The organism is Streptacidiphilus fuscans, from assembly GCF_015690355.1.
GTDB classification, from domain to species: domain Bacteria; phylum Actinomycetota; class Actinomycetes; order Streptomycetales; family Streptomycetaceae; genus Streptacidiphilus; species Streptacidiphilus fuscans.
Map to the genome: position 1 here is coordinate 272434 of NZ_JADPRT010000011.1, position 17426 is coordinate 289859.

The window sequence follows — 17426 nt, forward strand, 5'->3', positions numbered from 1 at the left end:
AAATACCCCTCAAGTCCTAGTGGACCAAATACCTGCAGCAAGTGCCTGGTGGGAGCGGTGCGCCGGAGGTGACCGACTCGAAAGAGTCGATCACGATGCACTCATGTCGAGCTCGCGATGTACGGGTGATTGTGCTCATGTGATCGGCTCGCCCGATCGCATTGCTCCGAATGGGGGAATTGAACGACGGGAGTGGTTTCGTTTTTCGATCGAGTGGTCGCTCGGAGTGCGATTTCGTTGAATTTTCACCGCAAAGCGCAGGGCCCGGAGCGATGCGCTCCGGGCCCTCTTGGTTGCGTTCGGTGACGGCGTGTTCGATCACACGCCGCCGGTCAGCGCCTCCAGCTCGGCGTCCACGGCCTGCTGGTGCGCCTCGGCGTCCTCGCGTGCCCGGCGGGGGCTCCAGCGTCCGGCCATCAGCAGCACGCACGGCAGGAAGAGCACCTGGCCGCCCACGCAGACCCACCACCACACCTGCCAGTTGTGCGGGTTGTCCTTCGCCGCCGCGGCCACCTGCGGCCCGTACTTTTGCAGCAGCGCCAGGTCCGCCTGCTCGGCCTGGACGGTCTGCAGGCCCGGCAGCCCGACCTGCTGGACGGCCTCACCGAGCAGCGTCGGCGGTATCGCGTTCGGCTGGTAGCGGGCCAGCTCGGCGAAGAGTTGCGGGTGCGCGTCCACGACGGCCAGGGCCTTCGCCGCCCGCGCCTGGGCCGCCGCCACCTCCGAGCCGTGCTCGACCAGCGGCGTCACCGAGGTGACCACCACCGGCAGGAACGCCGCGGAGACCGCGACGACCACGCGGATGATCCAGCCCCACACCGCCAGGCCCGTCGCGGTGGCCGCCGGATTGCGGCGCTCGACAGTCTCGGTGAAGCTCGCCATCCACGGCGCGTAGGTCAGTCCGCCCAGCACGCCGATCGCGACGAAGAGCCAGGCGAACGTGTAGTAGCTGGTGGTGGGTTGGGTGGCGCGCAGGGTGAACAGCACGGTGGCGACGATGCTGCCGACCCCGCCGAGCACCATGAACGGCTTGCGGACGCGCAGCCGGTCCGAGGCCAGCCCCGCGATCACCAGGGCGACCGCGTTGCTGATCCAGTACCAGTTGGCCAGCGCGTTGACCCGCTGCTCGCTGTAGCCGAAGTTGGTGGCGAAGTAGACGACGAAGTTGCCGACGGCGGCGAAGTAGAGCAGCAGGAAGACGCTTATGGCGAAGGCCGAGCCGACCACGTCCAGCTTCAGCATCTGCCGCCAGTGGCCGCGCAGCGCCGCATCCGGGTCGAGGCCCTTGGCCCTGGCCTCGACCAGCGCGCGGTCGCGCAGACTGACCATCAGCTGGTCGCGCAGCCTGGGCGCGAGCTCGCGCAGGCCGAACAGTGAGACCAGGAAGACCAGCAGCGTCGCGATGCCCGCGTAGTGCAGCTCGTCCTGCCAGGTGGCGCTGCCCGCGCCGGTGCCGAGGGTGTGCGAGGTGACCTCGGTGACCACCAGGCTGCCGAGTACGGGGCCCATGGTCCAGTACCCCATGGCCGTCGCCCGCCCCAACTGCGGTGAGAAGTCCCGGATCAGCGCGGGCGTGGCCACCAGCACCACGCCCTCGACGAAGCCGACCAGCGCGAAGAGCACCAGGTAGGTTCCCTGGTTCGGTGCGTTGGGCAGTCCGAAGAGCACCAGCAGCCCGGTGGCCAGCAGGCCGTAGACGACGAGGTTGGCCCGCCCCCAGCGGTCGGCCAGTCCGGCGACCAGGGACGCGAAGGCGCCGACGGCGTTGCCGACGACGCTGATCCAGACGAAGTAGCGGTAGCTCATCTGGTAGTGGGTGATGATCGAGGTCGCGACGGCGTACTGGATGTAGAGCGCGTAGTAGAGGACGACGGTCGTCAGCACCACGATGCCGAGGTAGGCGTAACGCCGGGCGGAGTCGGGGTAGTGGGCGAGTTCGCGTCGCCACAGGCGGCGGAGCACGAGTGGGGCAGGAGCGGTGGCAGTGGCCATGGGCCCTCCCGGGGTGGCAGCCGGAGTGTGCCAGGAGGGTAGTACCGACCAGTCGGTACGGCCTAGACGTCTGCACGCCCGAACGTGGACGAAGCAGTGGACGAGCAGGAGACGTCGATCAACTGCGCGTGAATTCAGGAGGGTTGACGCTTCACCAGATGGGCGAAGACCACCACGTTGCCCAGGTAGCCCTGCCCGGCGCGGTATCCGCCGCCGCAGGTGATCAGCCGCAGCGCGGCCAGTGACGTCGGCCCGTAGACGCGCTGGTCGGGGAAGGCGTTCTTGGGGAAGACCGAGACGTCGTCGACCAGGAAGACCGCCGTGCGGTGGTCGGCGCGGACCACGTCGACCGTGTCGCCGCGCTGGAGCGATCCCAGGCCGTAGAAGACCGCCGGGCCGTGGGCGTTGTCCACGTGCCCGGCGATGATGGCCGGTCCGGCGCTGCCGGGAGCGGTCCCGTCGGCGAACCAGCCGGCCAGGTTCTTCCGGCTCTCCGGCGGCGGCTGCAACCGGCCGCCGCTGTCCAGGGAGAGCGCGGTGAGGGGCGCGTCCACGCCGATCGAGGGGATCCTCACGCGCAGCGGCTTCGAGGTGGGCAGCGGCGGGGCGGGACGGTCCTCGTCGCTGTACCAGTAGACGCCGTTGTCGGAGGAGGCCGCGCTCGCGTCCGGCTGCGGCGGGGCGGACCCGACGCCGCGCCCGGCGATCACCAGCCCGAGCACCAGCACCGCGCGTGCGACGAACCGCCGCCTCGCAGGGCCCATCCGCTACCCCTCACCCGTCGGTGTGTCAGTTCTGCCCGCCGCGCCGACGGCCCCAGTACAGCGCGCCGCCGCCGAGCCCGGCGATGCCGAGGCCGAAGGCGACCTGCGTGCCGTTGCCCGGGTCGAAGCTGCCGCCGACGCCGGTGTGCACCGGGCCGTGCGGGTGGTCGTGGTCGTGCTCGTGGCTCCGGACGGTCAACGTCGCGTTGAACCCCGAGAGGGAGGTGTTGGTCACCTGGCAGGCGCCGGAGACGTTGTAGTCACCCGGCCGGACGTCGTGGCTGACCGTGGCCGCGCCGGAGAAGAAGCCCGCCTGGCCCGGCATCGGGTGCAGCTTGACCGCCGTGACGAAGGCCAGCGAGGAGACCATGGTCGGGTTCGGCGTGCCGAAGTACGACGAGCTGCAGTTGACGATCAGGCCGACCGTGTCGCCCGGGTCGACGGTGTCCGGGCTGAGCGTGATGTCCGCGCCGTTGACGCCGCTGGCCGAGGCGGTCGGCGCGAGGGCGACGGCCGGGGCGAGGGCGAACGCGGTGGCTGCCGCGGTGGCCGCAGCGAGTGCGGCGGCGCGACGGCGGGTGGGTCGGGGCGGTATGCGGCGCATCCGGCACCTCCGGTCGTCGGGTGCGGACCTCGGGCGTCGGGCCCGGGGCACGGGGGGACACACCGCGACTGTCTGGGGCGATATGTCACCGTCCGTACGCTTCTTGTAGCGTTCCGGTCAGACAATTAATCCGAACGATGCAGTCGTCGAGCTGGGGAAACCCTGTTCCGCAGGGCTTGGGACCGGTTTACTGCCGATCATGATTTCGTCTGATCGAACGCTTGATCATGTGGGCATTGTCGAGCGGACCGCCGACCTGGTGGCCGCCCACTACGTCTTCCCCGAGCAGGGCGACAAGATCGCCGCTCAGCTGCGCGCCGCGCTCGCCGCCGGGCGCTACACGGAGGCCGGCGCGACCGGGGATGTCGAGCGGCTCGGCGCGCTGGTCACCGAGGACCTGCAGTCCGTCAACGACGACAAGCACCTGCGGCTGGCCTTCCACGCAGACGAGGTGCCCGAGGGGCAGGACGCCGCGGCGCGGCAGATGATGGAGCGCCGCTCCGCCGAGTCCTGCGGCGGCGTCCCGCGCTTCGAGCTGCTGGAGGGCGGCGTCGCGGTGCTGGAGCTCGCGCCGATCATCTTCCCGCTGGACCTCTCGGCGGACTCGCTGACCGCGGCCATGACCCTGGCCGCCCAGGCGCGCGCCCTCGTCGTCGACCTGCGCCGCAACGAGGGCGGCGACCCGTACACGGTCCAGTACCTGTGCAGCTACTTCTTCGACCAGCCGACCCACATCAACACCCAGTACTGGCGCGAGGGCGACTCGGAGGAGCAGTCCTGGACGCTGCCCCACGTCCCCGGCCGCAAGCTCGGGCAGCAGAAGCCGGTCTACGTGCTGACCAGCGCCACCACCTTCTCCGGCGCCGAGGAACTGACCTACGACCTGCAGCAGCTCGGCCGCGCCGTCGTGGTCGGCGAGCGGACCAAGGGCGGCGCGCACCCGCGCAACGGCTGGACGGTCCACCCGCACCTGGAGGCCACCATCCCGGTCGGCCGCTCGATCAACCCCACCAGCGGCACCGACTGGGAGGCCACCGGCGTCACCCCGGACATCGAGGTCCCGGCGGCGCAGGCGCTGGAGCGTGCCCACCGCGAGGCGCTGCTCCGGTTGGCCGAGAATCGCTGAGCCGGCGGGAACATCGACCGCGGGCGATCAGTTGCGCCGGACATGAAGGCAATCGTGTACGAGCGCAGCGGTGGTTCCGAGGTCCTCTCCCTGGTGGACCGTCCGGTCCCGGAGCCCGGCCCCGGCGAGGTCCGGGTCCGGGTCGTGGTCTCCGGCGTCAACCCGACCGACTGGAAGTCCCGCTCGGGCGCTCATGGGCAGAGTGGCGCGCAGGTCCCCAACCAGGACGGCGCGGGCGTCGTCGACGCGGCCGGTCCCGGCGTGGACCCGGCCCGCGTCGGCGAGCGGGTCTGGATCTGGGAGTCGGCCTGGCAGCGTGCCGACGGCACGGCACAGGAGTACGTCGTCCTTCCCGAGCGCCAGGCCGTCGCGCTGCCCGAGCACGCCTCCTTCGACCTCGGCGCAAGCCTCGGCATCCCCGCCATGACCGCGCACCGCGCCCTCACCCTCGCCGAGGACGCGCCCGCGCGACTGGCCCCCGGCGCGTTGGCCGGGAGGACCGTCCTGGTCGCTGGCGGCGCGGGCGCGGTGGGCAACGCCGCGATCCAGCTGGCCCGTTGGGCGGGCGCGACGGTGCTCACCACGGTCAGCAGCCCCGAGAAGGCCAAGCTGGCGCAGGCCGCGGGCGCGCACCACGTCGTCGACTACCGCGCGCAGGACGCGGCGGCGGTGATCCGCGAGCTGGCGCCCGACGGCGTCGACATCGTCGTCGAGGTCGCCGTCACCGCCAACGTGGACCTCGATCTGGCCGTGCTGGCCGACAACGGCACCGTCGCCTTCTACGCCGATGGCAGCGGAGCGGAGGTCACCCTGCCGGTCCGCCCGTCGATGTTCCGCAACCTGCGCTGGCTGGGCGTGCTCGTCTACACGATCCCCGACGCCGCGAAGGTCGCGGCGGTCGCCGCGATCCAGGACGCGGTCGCGGCGGGATCGCTCCGTGGTGGCGCGGAGGCCGGTCTTCCCTGGCACCGGTTCCCGCTGGCGCAGACGGCGGAGGCGCACGACGCGGTCCAGGGCGGGGCCGTCGGCAAGGTGCTGATCGACATCTGATCGAGACCGAGCTGACGTCATGTCAACGTCATTCCCCTGGCTGCCGGTTGTCGACAGTAACTAGACTCTGTCGGTGATCGAACGACCGGAAGTCAGTCCTGGGTAGCCAGGGGAACGGGGGCATGTACGGGTGAGCGCGGAGTATCCACCGCCGCCGACGGAACAACCACGAGTGCCTGAGCAGCCATCGATACCTCCGGAGCAACCGCCACCGCCGCAGCAGCCGCCGGTGCGGCGCACCGCGACAGCCCCGCCTGCGGGGCCACCTGCGTCGACCAGGGGAGACCTGGATCTGCGGGTCACCAAGCACGTGCTCTGGGTCGGGCATGCGGCCTACCCGATCCGGAATATCGCGCGGGTGTTCACCTTTGAGCTGCGACCCCGCTACTGGATGGCGGCGCTCCGGTTCTTCCGGCGTGTGGGCATCACGCTGGCGGCCCTGATCACGCTGACCATCATCGACTCCCTCGCCACATCCGCCGACCCCAACTCCACGGGCGACGGGACGGGGCAGTCGTCACTCAGCGGTTGGATGGTCTTCCTGTGGATCATGGGAGTCGTCGCCATCATCGCCTGGGCCGTCCAGTTGGTGCAGGTGCTCACCGAGAAGCCGCACCCCGCGCTGGCGATCGAGACCTCGGGTCCGTCGACCGCGATGGTGACACTCCCGGAACGGCGGGAGCTGGACCAGCTGGTCGACGCGCTGGTCGGTGCGATCGAGAACCCGGGCCGGGAGGTCATCTACCAGGTGAACCGGCTCCAGATCAGCAGCCCGACCAACTACTACTACGGCGACGTCGTCAACATGTACGGCGGTGGCGGCAACACGGGGATGATGAAGTGATGAGCGGAGACAGCTACTTCGGTGACGTCGTCCGGATCGAGGGCGGCAGCAACAACATCGGGATGGTCAAGAACCAGTACGGCACCGCCCAGGTCCCCGAGCTCGCCGCGCAGTTGGCGCAGCTGCGCGGGCTGGTCGCCGTCCTGCGCAGCGACGCGGCCGTGGCGCCGGAGGTTGCTGAGGACCTGGACGCCCACCTCGCCGAGGCGACCGGCGACGGTCAACCCGACCGCCGCAGCCGGGCGTTGCGCAGCATTCGCGCTATCGCCCAGACCGTCGGGGTGCTGGGCGCTCCGGTGGTCGAGCTGGTGAACAAGATCCTGGACCTGGTCAACCCGCACCCGTAGCCGTCTGCGTACGTCTGCGTCAGGAGCTGACGTCAGCCCAACTGCCCGTAGGCGCGCGGGATCGCGCTGCCCAGCGCCTCGGGCGGGAACGGCCACTCGCCCGCCCGGAGCGCCTCGTCCACCCTGACGCCCGCCGCGTGCAGCGCCCGGCACTGCTCCGCGACCGCGCGGATCGCGTCCGCCTGCGCGCGGACGAAGGCCGCGTCGACCGTTGCGCCGTGGCCGGGGACGTACCGGGCGTCCGGTCCGGCGAGGGCCATCGCCGCGTCCAGGGTGGCGGCCCAGTCGAGCGGGAAGGAGTCGGAGCCGTAGGCCGGCGGCCCGGACTCCTCGACCAGGTCGCCCGTCAGCAGCACGCCCGCGTCCGGGACGTGGAGGAGCAGGTCGCCGTCGGTGTGGCCGCGGCCGACGTGGCGCAGCGACACCGTGCGGCCGTCGCCCAGGTCGAGCTCGTGGCCGCCGTGGACCTCGTGGTCGGGGACGTACTCCTCCAACTCGGCCATCTTCGCCGCCCACTCCGGACTGCGCCCAGCCATCCGCTCCTTGAAGGCCGCGGCCTCCTGATCGTCGGCCTCGGCGCGCATCGCGGCGACCGTCTGCGTGCTGCCCCAGACCTGGGCCGGCGGCACCTGGCGCGGGGCGACGAACTCCGCGTTGCCCCAGACATGGTCCCAGTGGATGTGGGTGTTGACCACCCACCGCACCGGCGCGGCCGACAACGCGCGCAGGTGCTCCCGCAGTTCACGCGCCTCGACGAGGCTGCACCGGGTGTCGGCGACCAGCAGACCGTCCGTGCCGACGACGACGGAGACCGTCACGTCGCACGGGTCGTAACGGCGCTGGTAGACCCGGTCGCCGACCTCGATCCAGCCGCTGGCCGCCATGCTTCTCCCTGCCTCTCAGCTGCCCTCGGCGAGAGGGAAGCGCTTCGGCGTCACTGTAGCGAGCACCAGCACCGCCAGAGCGGCGGCGACGGCCGCGCCGACGTACACGTCGTCGACGGCCGAGGCGAGGGCGTGGCGCAGGTAGTCCGCGCCGGAGGGGGTGAGCGTGCTGGTGGGGTGCAGCAGCGCGCCCGCGATCTGGTCCAGGCCCTGCGGCAGGCTGCCGTGCAGCGCGGCCGGGGCGGAGCGCAGCCGGTCGGTCAGCGTCGCGTTGGCGATCACGGCGAACAGCACGCCGCCGACGCTCTGCCCGACCTGACGGCAGAACAGGATGGACGCCGTCGCCGTGCCCCGCTCGTGCCACGGCACACTGCTCTGCACGCCGATGATCAGCGGCAGTTGGAACAGCCCGAGGCCCGCGCCCAGGAGCAGCATCAGCAGCGCCGGCTGCCACGCCGGGCCCCGGTAGGGGAGCAGCGGGAAGACGGCCAGCAGCGCGGTCCCGACGACCGCGCCGATCAGCGCGGTGTTGCGGAAGCCGATCCGCCGGTAGATCCGGTTCGAGAGGGCGGCCGAGATCGGCCAGCTGACCGTCCACACCGACAGCACGAAGCCCGCCGCGACCGGGGCGAGCCCCAGCACCGACTGCGCGTAGGTGGGAAGGAAGACCATCGGGGCGATCATCAGCAGACCGAGACAGCCGAGGGCCAGATTGACGCCGACGATGACCCGGCGTCGCCAGATCCAGCCCGGGATGATCGGGTCCTCGGCCCGCCGTTCGATCCCGTAGGTCGCCACGCCCGCCAGCAGCGAGGCGGCGAAGAGGCCGACGCTGGGCGCCGACAGCCAGGGCCAGGCGACGCCGCCCTGAACGAGCGCGAAGAGCAGCAGACCGGTCGTCAGGAAGAGCCCCACCGCGCCCGGCCAGTCGATCCGCGACCGGCCGACCACCGCCGCGGCCTGCGGCTCGCGCAGGTTCCGCTTCAGCAGCGCCAGCGCGAGCAGACCGACCGGAAGGTTGATCAGGAAGATCCAGCGCCAGTTGGCGTAGCTGGCCAGGACACCGCCGAGCGCCGGGCCGAGGACCGCGGAGACGGCCCAGACCGTGGACATCGCGGCCTGGATCCGGGGCCGCTTCTCCAACGGGTAGAGGTCGGCCGCCAGCGTCTGCACGGTCCCCTGGATCGCGCCGCCGCCGAGCCCCTGGACCAGGCGGAACACGATCAGCGCCGTCATGCTCCACGCGCCCGCGCAGAGCAGCGAGCCGAGCAGGAAGATCGACGAGCCGATCAGCAGCACCGGCTTGCGCCCACGGGCGTCGGCCAGCTTGCCGTAGACCGGCAGCGTGACCGTGACCGCCAGCAGGTAGCCGGAGAACATCCAGGAGAAGTAGCTGAACCCGCCCAGCTCGCCGACGATCTGCGGGACGGCGGTGGAGACGCAGGCGGAGTCGAGCGCGACCAGCGCCATGGACAGCATCAGTGCGGCGACGACCAGCTTGCGCCGACCGTCGCCGGGTGGGGCGGGGGGTGCGGCTCCTTCGCCCAGGACATGCGCTTGCTGACGGTCCTGGCGGTCCGGATGGTCCTGTCGGGCTTCCCCTTCGGTGCCGCTGCCTCCGCTGCTTCCGGTCATGATCGACCACCCCTCCCCAGCCCGTGCGCACCCCCGCAGGGTCAGCCTCTCATGGGATGACTTGGCTGCGGTGGGAGTGGTCGCAGGCTGGTCACCCCGTGCACCGCGTGCACCGCGTGCACCGCATCACTCCACGGGCGTGCGCTGCGCCACCACGCGTGCGGCCTCCGGGTAGTCCGGCACGGCGGGCACGGCAGCCCGGCCTCGGCCGCCTCGGCGGCGGAGCCGGTGTGCGAGGCGCGTCAGCGGTCCGGTCAGCGCCCAGCCGACCAGGACCACCGCGCCGCCCGCGACGCAGTCCAGCAGGTAGTGGTTGGCGGTGCCCATCACCACGACGGCTATCAGCAGCGGGTAGAGCAGGCCCACGATCCGCACCCAGCGGCGGCGCGCGTGCTTGAAGACCAGCAGCCCGCACCAGAGCGCCCAGCCGAAGTGCAGGCTGGGCATCGCCGCGAAGTCGTTGGTCATGTCGGCCAGGCCCTTGGGCGCGCTGCCGCTGCCGCCCCACCAACCGATCGACGAGTGCTGCGCCATGATGTCGAGGAACCCGTCCGGGTCGGCCAGCAGGCGCGGCGGGGCGGTGGGGAAGAGGACGTAGCCGACCAGCCCCAGCGCGGTGGCCAGGCAGAGCCAGGTGCGGGCGAAGGCGTAGTGGGCCCGGCGGCTGCGGTAGAGCCAGATCAGCACCAGCGGCGTGACCACGTAGTGCAGGCTCGCGTAGACGAAGTCGGCCGGGACCCCGAGCCAGGCGTGGTGCGCGAAGAGGTGGTTGAGCGCGTGCTCGGGTTCCGCGTGCAGGTGGCGCTCGGCGCGCAGCAGCAGCTCGCCGTGCGCCCGTGCCTCGGTCTCCTTGCCGTGCACCAGCAGGCGGCTGCCGTCGTACGCGGCGTAGACGAGCAGCACCAGCTCCAGGCCCCACTGGCGCGGATTCCAGCGACGGAGCCGCGCGAAGCGGCCTGGGCCGGGGGAGTGCGCGGGCCCCGCGTCCGAGCGGTCCCGCATCGTGCTGTCCCGCACCGGACTGTCCGTGTCGCTGGGGTCAGGGTGGTCCCCGACCGTGGTTCCTGTCATTCGCCCAGGTCCCCCCTGTGTTTCACATTGTGGTCAGCCCTACCGTACGCCGTACGTTAACTGGGTACGCAACCGGCTCGGCGATCTGCGGTGCGCGGGCGAAAAGTGCTGACCGCGGGCGGGATCGGGCAGACTGGCACCACCATGAGCACCCCCAGTGACCCGAGCGCGCCCGTCGGCCCCCGTACCCCCGTCAGCACGACCGCCGACACGACCCACCTGGCCCTGCCCGACGGGGCGGAGCTGGAGCTGCGCCGGTTCCCGGAGGACCCCCGCGACCGGCTCCGCGCCTGGGACGCCGCCGACGAGTACCTGCTGCGTCACCTGGCCGACGCGGGAGTGAGGGTCCCGTCCGCGCCCGTGGTGCTGGGCGACCGCTGGGGCGCGCTGGCCACCGCGCTGGCCGCCGGCCCTTTGGTACGTCCGGTGCAGATCACCGACTCCTACCTCGCCCAGCGTGCGACCGAGGCCAACCTGGCCCGCAACGGGCTCGCCGTCGACGCGGTCCGCCTGCTCTCCAGTCGCGACACCCCGCCCGAGCGGGTGGACCTGCTGCTGGTCCGCATCCCCAAGAGCCTTGCCCTGCTGGAGGACCAGCTGCTGCGGCTGGCGCCCGCCGTCCACCCGGGGACGGTCGTGGTCGGCACGGGGATGGTCACCGAGATCCACACCTCGACGCTCCAGCTCTTCGAGCGGATCCTCGGCCCGACCCGCACCTCACTGGCCAAGCGCAAAGCCCGGCTGATCTTCTGCACCCCGGACGCGGAGGTGCTGGCCGCGCGCGCGGGCGGCGCGGCGAACCCCTGGCCGCGCCGCTACCCGCTCCCGCCCGAGACCGGCCTGCTCGCCGGGCGCACGGTGACCAACCATGCGGGGATCTTCTCCGCCGAGCGCCTCGACATCGGCACCCGGTTCTTCCTGGAGCACCTGCCGACGACGCAGGGCGCGAGCAGCGTCGTCGATCTGGGCTGCGGCAACGGGATCCTGGGCCTGGCCGCCGCGTTGGCCAATCCGGACGCCGAACTCACCTTCGTCGACGAGTCGTTCGGCGCCGTCGCCTCGGCCGAGGAGACCTTCCTGGCCAACGTCCCCGAGGCCACCGCGCGCAGGGCGACGTTCCTGGCGGGCGACGGCGCGGCCGACCTTGCGCCCGGCTCGGTCGACCTGGTCCTCAACAACCCGCCGTTCCACAGCTACCAGGCCGCGACCGACGCCACCGCCCACCGCATGTTCGCGGGCGCACGCCGTGCGCTGCGGACCGGCGGTGAGCTGTGGGTCGTCGGCAACCGTCACCTCGGCTACCACGTCCGGCTGCGCCGGATCTTCGGCAACTGCCAGACCGTGGCCGGCAATCGGAAGTTCGTGATCCTGCGGGCCGTCAAGAACGGCTGACGGTTCGTCAGGATCACTGTTGGTTGACGGACTGTCAGTCCACCGCCTCCACACGGATCGCCGCGCCCTCGCGGACCGAGCCCAGTACCGACGGGTCGCCGTCGATCGTGCCCAGCAGATTGCACGGGCCGGCCAGGCGGCACTCGTCGCCGCGCGAGATCGGCGTCGGACCGAAGGGGAGCGCCAGGCTGTCGCCGTCGGTCCAGAACGCCACCGTGCCCGGCTCGACGACCTGTTGGGCGTCGCTCTCCAGCTCCGGGCTGACGGGAGTGCGGAAGTAGACCTCCTGGCCCCAGGTGTGGGCGTTCGCCTGGAATGGGAGGGCAGCGAGCAGCGCCTTGCTGGTCGGCGTCTCGCGCAGGGTGGCGGTGACGGAGCCCGCCGGCCACAGGATGCGAATCTTCATGACGGCAGACAAGCCAATCCTTCAACAATTTGTCAACGAGTGCCCGAGGGGTGGAAGGGGAGTGACGGGTCACATCTTTTGCACCTTGTTGCATAACGTCCCCCTGCGGCCCTACCGTGGTCCCGATTCCCTGCATCCTTGGATACCCGTATCCCGCCGTGCCCCGCCGCGAGGAGACTCCGCGCATGACCGCCTACCCGAACCTGCTCCGCCCGCTCGACCTGGGCTTCACCACCCTCCCGAACCGGGTCATCATGGGCTCGCTGCACGTCGGCCTGGAGGAGGCCCCGAACGGCTTCGAGCGGATGGCCGAGTTCTACGCCACCCGCGTGCGCGGCGGCGTCGGCCTGATCGTCACCGGCGGCATCGCGCCCAACGAGGTCGGCCGCCCCTTCGAGGGCGGGGCCAAGCTCACCACCGAGGCCGAGGCCGAGCAGCACCGCGTCATCACCGACGCCGTCCACGCCGCGGGCGGGAAGATCGCGCTGCAGATCCTGCACTTCGGCCGCTACGCCTACCACCAGGACCTGGTCGCGCCCAGCGCGCTGCAGGCGCCGATCAGCCCCTTCGTCCCGCACGAGCTGACCGACGCCGAGGTCGAGCAGACCGTCGAGGACTTCGTCCGCTGCGCCGAGCTGGCCCAGCAGGCGGGCTACGACGGCGTCGAGATCATGGGCTCCGAGGGCTACCTGGTCAACGAGTTCATCGCCGCGCCCACCAACCGGCGCACCGACCGCTGGGGCGGCAGCTACGAGAACCGGATGCGCTTCCCGGTCGAGATCGTGCGGCGCGTGCGGGAGCGGGTCGGGTCGGACTTCATCCTGATCTACCGGCTCTCCATGCTGGACCTGGTCCCCGGCGGCTCGACCTTCGACGAGGTGGTCCAGCTCGGCAAGGCGGTCGAGGCGGCCGGAGCGACGATCATCAACACCGGCATCGGCTGGCACGAGGCCCGTATCCCGACCATCGCCACCTCGGTCCCGCGCGGTGCCTTCGGCTGGGTCACCAAGAAGCTGATGGGCCAGGTCGCCGTGCCCCTGGTCACCTGCAACCGCATCAACACCCCCGAGCTGGCCGAGGAGTTGCTCGCCTCCGGCACCGCCGACCTGGTCTCGCTCGCCCGTCCGCTGCTGGCCGACCCCGACTTCGTCGCCAAGGCCGCCGCCGGAACGCCCGACGCGGTCAACACCTGCATCGGCTGCAACCAGGCCTGCCTGGACCACACCTTCTCGCTGCAGATCGCGTCCTGCCTGGTCAACCCGCGTGCCTGCCACGAGACCGAGCTGGTGCTCGCGCCGACCCGGCTGAAGAAGCGCGTGGCCGTCGTCGGCGCCGGTCCGGCCGGGCTCGCCTGCGCCGTCTCGGCCGCCGAGCGCGGCCACGCGGTCACCCTCTTCGACGCTGCCGACACGGTCGGCGGTCAGCTCAACCTCGCCCGCCAGGTCCCGGGCAAGGAGGAGTTCAACGAGACGCTGCGCTACTACCGCCACCAACTCGACGCCCACGGCGTGGAGTTGCGCCTCGGTGCGCTGGTCGACGCGGACGCGCTGGCCGAGGGCGGTTTCGACGAGATCGTGGTGGCGACCGGGGTGACCCCGCGCGTCCCGGAGATCGACGGCGTGGACCACCCCAGCGTGGTCGGCTACGCGGACGTGCTGCGCGGCGACGCGCAGGTCGGCGAGCGCGTCGCGATCCTCGGCGCGGGCGGGATCGGCTTCGACGTTGCCGAGTACCTCACCGACCCGGGCGAGCAGGCCAGCCTCCGCCCCGAGGTCTTCTTCGCCCAGTGGGGCGTCGACACCGAGCACACCACGCCGGGCGGCCTGACCGCCCCCGTCCGCACGCCGAGTGGCCGTCAGGTGCACCTGCTCCAGCGCAAGACAAGCAAGGTCGGCCAGGGCCTCGGCAAGACCACCGGCTGGATCCACCGCGCCGAGCTCAAGCACCGCGGCGTGGTCTCCGTGGCAGGCGCCACCTACCGCCGCATCGACGACGCCGGCCTGCACCTCACGGTCGACGGTGAGGACCGCCTGCTGGAGGTCGACACCGTCGTCCTGTGCACCGGCCAGGAGCCCCGCCGCGACCTGCACCAGCAGCTGGCCGACCGCGGCGTCAAGGCCCACCTGATCGGCGGCGCCGACGTCGCAGCCGAACTCGACGCCAAGCGCGCCATCGACCAGGGCACCCGCCTGGCCGCGGAGCTGTAGAACTCACCAGTCGGCCACCCGGTAGTCCTTGAGGAACACCCCGGACACCGGGTGGCCGGCCTCGCCCCGCACGATCGGGTCGTAGACGCGGGCCGCCCCGTCCACGACGTCCAGCGGCGGGCGGAAGCCGCGCGCGGCCTCGTGGGCCTTCTTGGGAGCCGGGTTCTCGTCGGTGATCCACCCGGTGTCCACCGCGCACATGTGCACACCCTGCCCCGCCAACTCCTCGGCGCTGGTGCGGGTCAGCATGTTCAGCGCGGCCTTGGCCATGTTGGTGTGCGGATGGCACGCCGTCTTGTTGAGCACCGCGAACCGGCCCTCGACGGCCGTGACGTTGACGACGTAGCGCGCGGGCCGCGGCGAGGCGAGCAGCAGCGGCAGCAGCCGGTCACAGAGCAGCGCGGGGGCGACGGAGTTGACCAGCTGGGTCTCCAGCACCTCGGCCGCGTCCAGCCCACCGAGCCGCGCCGACCACGAGTTCTCCGCAGCGAGATCCGGCAACAGCCCTGACTCGTCGGTCTGTTGCGGCTCGTGCAGCGGCAGCGGCAGCGGTACGGGACGCAGTCCTCCCGGACGGCCACCCGACTCCAACTCCGCCGTGGGCCACGCCGGGGCGAGCACGGGCATCGGCCGGAAGCCCGGTGCGTGCCGAACGAGATCCCCCAGCGCGGCGGGCAGCGGCGTCAACTCCCCGGCCGCCAACCGGGCGTAGGACTCCGGGGGACGACGCAGCGTCTGCGCGGCGTTGTTGACCAGGATGTCGAGCGGACGTCCCTCGTCGCGCAACTCCTCGCAGAGCGCCAGCACTTGCCTTGGGTCGCGCAGGTCAATCCCGACCACGGTCAGCCGGTCCAGCCAGGCGTCGCTGCCGGGCTCGGCCTGGAACCGTCGCACCGTGTCGTGCGGGAACCGGCTGGTCACGACGAGCTCTGCCCCGTCCCGGAGCAGCATCAGCGCCAGCTGGAACCCGATCTTCACCCGCCCGCCGGTCAGCAGCGCCCGCCGCCCGCGCAGGTCCGTGGTCAGCCCACGCCGGGTCGCGTTGTCGGCGGAGCAGGCAGGGCAGAGCTGGTGATAGAAGCCGTCGACCTGTCGGTAGTGCGACTTGCAGACATAGCAGCGCTGCGGCTTCTCCAACTCACCGACGGGGCCCAGTTTCTGTGGCAGCGTCAGGGGCGCGTCCTCGACCCGGTCCAGGGCGCCGGTCACGGTCGCGGCGGCAAGTCGGGCGTCGGCGATCCGCCGCTCCGCCCGCAGTTGTTTTCGCCGCCCGTTCCGGCCCTGCCGCACGAACAGCGCGGCGAGCTCCTCCGCGCGCATCCGGCGGGCGTCGCCCGAGGGCAGTGCGCGGAGACGACCCACCAGCCGCTCAAAGGTGGCGAATTCCGCGTCCGAGATCCCGACCGGCTGTATGTCCTGCACCGCCCTACCCCCAACTCCTGTGTACGGAAACACTCCTGGTGCCGGACGCCGCTGTGCCGAAACGTCCGAAGCGCACGTCAGCCTAGTGTCGGCCTGACGTGCGCTTCGAAGGGTTTTCAGCTCGGGGGAGCGCGGGTGATCAGCCCTTGCGGGTCTTGATCTCGTCGGTGAGCTGGGGCAGGACCTGGAAGAGGTCGCCGACGACGCCGTAGTCGGCGAGTTCGAAGATCGGGGCCTCGGGGTCCTTGTTGACCGCGACGATGGTCTTGGAGGTCTGCATGCCCGCGCGGTGCTGGATGGCGCCGGAGATGCCGTTGGCGATGTACAGCTGCGGGGAGACCTGCTTGCCGGTCTGGCCGACCTGGTTGGAGTGCGGGTACCAGCCCGCGTCGACCGCGGCGCGGGAGGCGCCCACGGCCGCGCCGAGGGAGTCGGCCAGCGCCTCGACGACGCCGAAGCCCTCGGCCGCGCCGACGCCGCGTCCGCCGGAGACCACGATCGCGGCCTCGGTCAGCTCCGGGCGACCGGAGGAGACGCGCGGGGTACGGGAGGTGACCTTGGTACCGGTCGCGGCGGGGGTGAACGCCACGGTGACGGTCTCGACCGTGCCGGCGGCCGCGGCGGCCTCGGGGGCGGTCGCGTTGGGCTTGACGGTGATCACCGGGGTGCCGTGCGAGACACGGGACTGGACGGTGAAGGAGGCGGCGAACGCGGACTGGGTCGCGATCGGGCCCTGCTCGCCGGCGGTGAGGTCGACGGCGTCGGTGATGACGCCGGAGCCCAGGCGCAGCGCCAGGCGCGCGGCGATCTCCTTGCCCTCGCCCGAGGAGGTGACCAGCACCGCCGCCGGGTTGACGGATCCGGCGATCTGCGCGAGCGCGTCGACCTTCGGCACGACCAGGTAGTCGGCGAACTCGCTCGCGTCGGCGGTGATGACGCGCTCCGCGCCGTACTCGCCCGCCTTCGCGGCCACCGCGGCGGCGGCGTCGCCCGCGCCCAGTGCCACCGCGACCGGCGTGCCGATCCGACGGGCCAGGGTCAGCAGCTCCAACGCGGGCTTACGCACCGCACCGTCCACATGGTCCACCAGGACCAGAATCTCAGCCATGGTCAAACTCCCTCTGGTCCTCAGGTCCTAGATGAACTTCTGCGCGGCAAGGCTGCCACTAGATGAACTTCGCTTCCGCGAGGAAGGCGGCCAGCTGGGTGCCGCCGTCGCCCTCGTCCTTGACGATGGTGCCCGCGGTGCGGGCCGGGCGGGCTGCGGCCGAGTCGACGGCGGTCCAGGCGCCGGCGAGGCCGACCTGCTCGGCGTCGACGCCGAGGTCGTCCAGGTCCAGCTCCTCGACCGGCTTCTTCTTCGCGGCCATGATGCCCTTGAACGACGGGTACCGGGCCTCACCCGACTGGTCCGTCACGCTGACCACGGCCGGGAGGGACGCCTCGACCAGCTCCGTGGCCGTGTCACCGTCACGACGACCCGACACCGTGCCACCGCTGACGGCCACCTCGGACAGCAGCGTCACCTGCGGCACACCAAGACGCTCCGCCAGCAGCGCCGGCAGCACCGCCATCGTCCCGTCGGTCGACGCCATGCCACACACGACCAGGTCGAACCCGGTCTTCTCCACGGCCTTCGCCAGCACCAGCGAGGTCGCCATCACATCCGACCCGTGCACATC

General features: G+C 71.6%; 16 protein-coding genes. 6 read left to right on the forward strand and 10 right to left on the reverse strand.

The annotated features are described in order from the left end of the window. Positions 1-318 precede the first annotated feature (318 nt). The 3 genes from I2501_RS25665 to I2501_RS25675 all read right to left on the reverse strand — a co-directional run bounded on the left by I2501_RS25665 (position 319) and on the right by I2501_RS25675 (position 3360). Complete coding sequence (locus I2501_RS25665; RefSeq protein WP_196196558.1) at positions 319-1992, reverse strand: MFS transporter; 1674 nt, start codon at positions 1990-1992, stop codon at positions 319-321. Positions 1993-2126: 134 nt separating this feature from the next. Continuing rightward, positions 2127-2756: a class F sortase gene (locus tag I2501_RS25670; RefSeq protein ID WP_196196559.1), complete on the reverse strand. Its 630-nt coding sequence runs from the start codon at positions 2754-2756 to the stop codon at positions 2127-2129. A 25-nt stretch (positions 2757-2781) separates the two neighbouring features. Next, positions 2782-3360: a hypothetical protein gene (locus tag I2501_RS25675; RefSeq protein WP_196196560.1), complete on the reverse strand. Its 579-nt coding sequence runs from the start codon at positions 3358-3360 to the stop codon at positions 2782-2784. A 229-nt stretch (positions 3361-3589) separates the two neighbouring features. Between I2501_RS25675 and I2501_RS25680 the strand changes: the two genes are divergently transcribed. The 4 genes from I2501_RS25680 to I2501_RS25695 all read left to right on the forward strand — a co-directional run bounded on the left by I2501_RS25680 (position 3590) and on the right by I2501_RS25695 (position 6727). Beyond that, positions 3590-4486, forward strand: a complete 897-nt coding sequence (locus tag I2501_RS25680; RefSeq protein WP_328806618.1) for a S41 family peptidase — start codon at positions 3590-3592, stop codon at positions 4484-4486. 42 nt (positions 4487-4528) lie between these two features. Continuing rightward, positions 4529-5536 carry an NADPH:quinone reductase gene (locus tag I2501_RS25685; RefSeq protein ID WP_196196562.1) on the forward strand — a complete coding sequence of 336 codons (1008 nt, stop codon included), beginning with the start codon at positions 4529-4531 and terminating at the stop codon, positions 5534-5536. Positions 5537-5765: 229 nt separating this feature from the next. Beyond that, entirely contained in the window at positions 5766-6380 is a 615-nt protein-coding gene (locus tag I2501_RS25690) for a DUF6232 family protein (protein WP_328806619.1), read from the forward strand. Further along, on the forward strand, positions 6380-6727 hold the full coding sequence (locus I2501_RS25695) for a hypothetical protein (protein ID WP_196196563.1): 348 nt from the start codon (positions 6380-6382) through the stop codon (positions 6725-6727). The genes I2501_RS25690 and I2501_RS25695 overlap by 1 nt, the downstream gene beginning before the upstream one ends. A 32-nt stretch (positions 6728-6759) precedes the next feature. On the opposite strand, the gene I2501_RS25700 is transcribed toward I2501_RS25695, so the two are convergent. The 3 genes from I2501_RS25700 to I2501_RS25710 all read right to left on the reverse strand — a co-directional run bounded on the left by I2501_RS25700 (position 6760) and on the right by I2501_RS25710 (position 10317). Then, positions 6760-7611, reverse strand: a complete 852-nt coding sequence (locus I2501_RS25700; protein ID WP_196196564.1) for an MBL fold metallo-hydrolase — start codon at positions 7609-7611, stop codon at positions 6760-6762. A gap of 15 nt (positions 7612-7626) precedes the next feature. Then, positions 7627-9246: an MDR family MFS transporter gene (locus I2501_RS25705; RefSeq protein ID WP_196196565.1), complete on the reverse strand. Its 1620-nt coding sequence runs from the start codon at positions 9244-9246 to the stop codon at positions 7627-7629. Between the two features lie 126 nt (positions 9247-9372). After that, entirely contained in the window at positions 9373-10317 is a 945-nt protein-coding gene (locus I2501_RS25710) for a phosphatase PAP2 family protein (protein ID WP_196196566.1), read from the reverse strand. A gap of 144 nt (positions 10318-10461) precedes the next feature. Between I2501_RS25710 and I2501_RS25715 the strand changes: the two genes are divergently transcribed. After that, positions 10462-11709 carry a methyltransferase gene (locus tag I2501_RS25715; protein WP_196196567.1) on the forward strand — a complete coding sequence of 416 codons (1248 nt, stop codon included), beginning with the start codon at positions 10462-10464 and terminating at the stop codon, positions 11707-11709. A gap of 34 nt (positions 11710-11743) precedes the next feature. Here I2501_RS25715 and I2501_RS25720 read toward each other — a convergent pair whose 3' ends face one another. Further along, complete coding sequence (locus I2501_RS25720) at positions 11744-12115, reverse strand: cyclophilin-like fold protein (RefSeq protein WP_196196568.1); 372 nt, start codon at positions 12113-12115, stop codon at positions 11744-11746. 185 nt (positions 12116-12300) lie between these two features. Between I2501_RS25720 and I2501_RS25725 the strand changes: the two genes are divergently transcribed. Further along, the gene (locus I2501_RS25725) at positions 12301-14322 is read left to right on the forward strand and encodes an oxidoreductase (protein WP_196196569.1); all 2022 of its coding nucleotides are present in this window, start codon (positions 12301-12303) and stop codon (positions 14320-14322) included. A 3-nt stretch (positions 14323-14325) separates the two neighbouring features. On the opposite strand, the gene I2501_RS25730 is transcribed toward I2501_RS25725, so the two are convergent. From I2501_RS25730 to I2501_RS25740, 3 genes are all read right to left on the reverse strand, one after another. Continuing rightward, positions 14326-15744 (reverse strand): SDR family NAD(P)-dependent oxidoreductase, encoded by a 1419-nt coding sequence (locus I2501_RS25730; protein WP_328806623.1) that lies wholly within the window; start codon positions 15742-15744, stop codon positions 14326-14328. Between the two features lie 139 nt (positions 15745-15883). After that, positions 15884-16852 carry an electron transfer flavoprotein subunit alpha/FixB family protein gene (locus I2501_RS25735; RefSeq protein WP_196196570.1) on the reverse strand — a complete coding sequence of 323 codons (969 nt, stop codon included), beginning with the start codon at positions 16850-16852 and terminating at the stop codon, positions 15884-15886. 58 nt (positions 16853-16910) lie between these two features. After that, positions 16911-17426: electron transfer flavoprotein subunit beta/FixA family protein (locus I2501_RS25740; RefSeq protein ID WP_196196571.1), on the reverse strand; the 516-nt coding region annotated here is incomplete at its 5' end.

What these genes read in the sequence shown, in the direction of transcription:
- I2501_RS25665 (WP_196196558.1), bottom strand. Translation starts at nt 1,992, where the DNA reads ATGGCCACTGCCACCGCTCCTGCCCCACTCGTGCTCCGCCGCCTGTGG.
- I2501_RS25670 (WP_196196559.1), bottom strand. Translation starts at nt 2,756, where the DNA reads ATGGGCCCTGCGAGGCGGCGGTTCGTCGCACGCGCGGTGCTGGTGCTC.
- I2501_RS25675 (WP_196196560.1), bottom strand. Translation starts at nt 3,360, where the DNA reads ATGCGCCGCATACCGCCCCGACCCACCCGCCGTCGCGCCGCCGCACTC.
- I2501_RS25685 (WP_196196562.1), top strand. Translation starts at nt 4,529, where the DNA reads ATGAAGGCAATCGTGTACGAGCGCAGCGGTGGTTCCGAGGTCCTCTCC.
- I2501_RS25695 (WP_196196563.1), top strand. Translation starts at nt 6,380, where the DNA reads ATGAGCGGAGACAGCTACTTCGGTGACGTCGTCCGGATCGAGGGCGGC.
- I2501_RS25700 (WP_196196564.1), bottom strand. Translation starts at nt 7,611, where the DNA reads ATGGCGGCCAGCGGCTGGATCGAGGTCGGCGACCGGGTCTACCAGCGC.
- I2501_RS25705 (WP_196196565.1), bottom strand. Translation starts at nt 9,246, where the DNA reads ATGACCGGAAGCAGCGGAGGCAGCGGCACCGAAGGGGAAGCCCGACAG.
- I2501_RS25710 (WP_196196566.1), bottom strand. Translation starts at nt 10,317, where the DNA reads ATGACAGGAACCACGGTCGGGGACCACCCTGACCCCAGCGACACGGAC.
- I2501_RS25715 (WP_196196567.1), top strand. Translation starts at nt 10,462, where the DNA reads ATGAGCACCCCCAGTGACCCGAGCGCGCCCGTCGGCCCCCGTACCCCC.
- I2501_RS25720 (WP_196196568.1), bottom strand. Translation starts at nt 12,115, where the DNA reads ATGAAGATTCGCATCCTGTGGCCGGCGGGCTCCGTCACCGCCACCCTG.
- I2501_RS25725 (WP_196196569.1), top strand. Translation starts at nt 12,301, where the DNA reads ATGACCGCCTACCCGAACCTGCTCCGCCCGCTCGACCTGGGCTTCACC.
- I2501_RS25735 (WP_196196570.1), bottom strand. Translation starts at nt 16,852, where the DNA reads ATGGCTGAGATTCTGGTCCTGGTGGACCATGTGGACGGTGCGGTGCGT.